Origin of the sequence: Aeromicrobium sp. (genome assembly GCF_036675695.1) — a bacterium.
In the GTDB taxonomy this organism is placed as follows: Bacteria; Actinomycetota; Actinomycetes; order Propionibacteriales; family Nocardioidaceae; genus Aeromicrobium.
Genome location: NZ_JAKFEL010000033.1, coordinates 1 through 3180, shown reverse-complemented (window position 1 = coordinate 3180; position 3180 = coordinate 1). Strand labels below are relative to the sequence as shown.

Here is a 3180-nt window from a genome sequence, read left to right as displayed (position 1 = left end):
CACCCGCTCATCGGCACTTCGGATAAGCCACTTCCCGGACCCGCCAAACCGACGCTACGCCCAGATCCCGCCGACGTGAAGAACCTCGTCCCAAGCACCGGTTGACACAGAGGGGCGCCAGATCCGGGCGCTTCGTTGCCTATGCAGTGGTCCGAGCTGTGCGCATCCTTTGTCTGGTTTGACTCGCGGCCGCAGTGTCGCGTGCGACGATTGTTCTCGTGACTAGCGACGATGCGCGCGCCGTGGACCAGGGAGCGGCCCGTCACGTTCCTACGAGCCATCGCAAGCCGGGCCCCGCCGCCCTGGACATGCCTCCACCCAAACCGTGGGAAGCGTTCACGACCGAGCTGCGCCCTACGTTGCTTGTACTCTTCGGGACAGTCAGCTCGCTCAGTTGGGGCGGGCGCGCGCTATTGGGCGGAGGTCCCCTCGGGGGCCGGGCGATGGGCCTTGGTGTCCTGATCACTGGAGCACTACTAACGTTGTCCTACGCGCTCAGGTTCTTCCCTGCCGTTATGAACGGACCGAAGTGGTCGACCACCCGCCCACGACAAATCCTGCGGCTGACCCTGCGGACTACTTGGGTCCTGTACTTCGCAAGCTGTGTCGTAGCCGCGATCGCCCTGTTCTTCATCGAGAGATGAATGAACCCACAGCAGCATGGTCGGGCGTTCCGCTCCGACAGCGGTGCGGGCTCAGGCGGTCATCGCAACACTTCGCCTAGCGCTTGTGATGGTGTCTTGAATCCCAGGGTCTGTCGAGGGCGTTCGTTGAGCTCGAGTGCGATGGCGTCGAGATCGTCCTGGGTCAGCGTTCTGAAGTCGAGGCGTCGAGGCAGGTACTGACGCAGCAGCCCGTTGGTGTTCTCGTTGCTCCCGCGCTGCCAAGGCGACTTCGGATCACAGAAGTAGACGTCGATCCCGGTCTCGCTGCTGAAGCGCCGGTGCGCAGCCATCTCGTGGCCCTGGTCCCACGTCAGCGACTTCGCCAGATGGGTGGGCAGGTGCTGCACTGCCGCGGCGAGCGCGTCGGCGACGGCGTCGGCTTTGTGGTTCCCACCCGGCAGCCCGACGAGGATCAGGAACCGGGTCGAGCGCTCAACCAACGTGGCGACTGGGCTCATCTGCCGACCGAAGACCAGGTCGCCTTCCCAGTGCCCGGGCACCGCACGGTCGGCGACCTCGGCCGGGCGTTCGCTGATGTTCACGATCCCTGGCCGGGAACCGCGGCCGTCGGGTACCCGAATGCCGTGCGAGCGTCGGATGACCCGCCCTGTGCGCAGATAGGCAGTGAGCTCCTTGTTCAGCGCTCCGCGTGACTGCACGAAGAGGGTGCGGTAGATGCTCTCGTGCGACACATGCATCCCTGGGTCGTCGGGGTAGGTCAGCTTCAACCAGCCGGCGATCTGTCGGGGCGACCACCGACATTGGAGCTTCTCGGCCACGATGCCAGCCAGCACTGGATTGGTGGCCAGCTTGCATACCTTCGGTCGCATCGACCGTGCCCACGCAGCCTGGTCCGCGGCCGTGGCCCGGTACCGAGATCGACCGCCATTGCTGGCAACCTCGCGAGTGATCGTCGACGGCGACCGCCCCAGCCCGGCAGCGATTGCTCGTAGCGACTGGCCTGCGGCCAGGCCGCGACTGATCTCTTCGCGTTCCTCAAGACTGAGTCGACCAGCTGCACGTTGCCGCGGCTCAGGCTTGATCCCTCCACATCGGACCAGATACGTGCGGACCGTGCTGGTCGGCATCCCCAGCGCCCGCGCGGTCGGCTTTGCTGAATGCCCAGCGCGGAGCCGACGCCAGATCTCGTCGATGTCCGCCGGTGATAACCGTTGATAGTGCTGACGCGCCATCGCAACCTCCTTCAGTCAGAGAAGTGTTGCGATGACCCGTTGAGACCGCCGGCAGATGCGGGCGTTGTCCCGACCGCCCTCCCGGCACCGGATGAGGGAGACGCGTTAGCCCTTCGGTCGGGTGCGCTCGTCGAGCGAACCAAGCACGGAGCGGATTTTCTCAATGGCCGGACCAGGGAAGAGAGCCAATGGCAGCACGGTCGCTTGCGGGACACCCTTCGTGCGCAAGAAGACCCAGTCGCCCTCTACCGATACTGCCGTGAATGCCCGGTACGGGACCGTCTGCTCGAGATACGGGCCGCTGAAGTGAGCAGCTTGATCATCGAACCGTGAGTTCAGAACAACACCCTCCGCCAGGCGAGTTCCCGCACTGCGCCGGATCTGAGAAGTGATTCGAACCGCGTTGGTTACTGCGATCAGCACGACTCCGCCGAGGAGCCCGCCCGCGATTAAGAGAGCTGCATCGCCGCCTTCCAGAAGCACGTGGGCTACCAGAAACATCAAGGCAGCGAAACCCGCGAGCCCAACTGACCGAAATGTGTTTCGAATGCACGGGCGTGACATGGTCCGAGCCGCCGATGCAGCATCGTCGGGGCCAGCCGTCCAACTGCCTATTAGCTCGTCCACTTCACAGCCCTCGTCCGGTCGACTCTGCTTTCCCTAGCCACCGCGACCGTAGCCGATGCCACACGCCCAAATATGCCCATGGCACCCGGCATCAGCGCTTTACGAAATTCCCGATCATCGGCACGACCGCGCGCGGATCGCGGGAGAGTCGGGCGCTTCGCTTTGCGCCTACGTGTCCGCCCTCGCGTTGACCTCATCGGCGCATTCGCGGAATGCCTTGTCCCAAGCAGTGCCGATTGGCAGCAGTTCATCCTGGGCGGCGAGTACCTGCGACGCCAGGCGAGCAAACGGCAGGCCCCGGCTGAGGCAGGGCACCCCGAGAAAGAGCCTGCTGAACTCATCGTCGAAGTTTCACTATGGCAATGCCGTCGGCAAGCGACCTCGTTGCCTCGAACACGCGATCGCCTGTGCCGACGCCCTCAAAGTCGAACTGGACGGTGTCCTGGCTAACGATACGAAGGCTTCGGAAGCGCAGGAGCCCTCCTTCGACGGCTACGTGCGGTGCCTCGGTCATGTCGCCATCCTGCCCGATTCAGCAGCGCACGACACTGGGCGCGAACCGCGCGGCCCGTGGCATGACAGCGCGCCCGGCTGGGGGCGATGCGATGCATTCGCGGACTGTGCCGGTCAATCACGTCGCGACCACGCATGGCCCTGTGATTGGGGTGGTCTGCTGTCACTGACTGACAGCAAAC

3 protein-coding genes are annotated in these 3180 nt (G+C 64.5%); 1 reads left to right on the top strand and 2 read right to left on the bottom strand.

Features of this window, described 5'->3' with window-relative positions; genetic code table 11:
* Positions 1 to 703: 703 nt before the first annotated feature.
* Positions 704 to 1858, bottom strand: coding sequence for an IS30 family transposase (locus V6M39_RS01830; protein ID WP_332641953.1), 1155 nt, complete (start codon positions 1856 to 1858; stop codon positions 704 to 706).
* A gap of 105 nt (positions 1859 to 1963) precedes the next feature.
* Entirely contained in the window at positions 1964 to 2359 is a 396-nt protein-coding gene (locus tag V6M39_RS01825) for a hypothetical protein (RefSeq protein WP_332641952.1), read from the bottom strand.
* Positions 2360 to 2657: 298 nt separating this feature from the next.
* Here V6M39_RS01825 and V6M39_RS01820 point away from each other — a divergent pair.
* On the top strand, positions 2658 to 3180 hold a 523-nt coding region (locus V6M39_RS01820; protein WP_332641951.1), incomplete at its 3' end, for a hypothetical protein.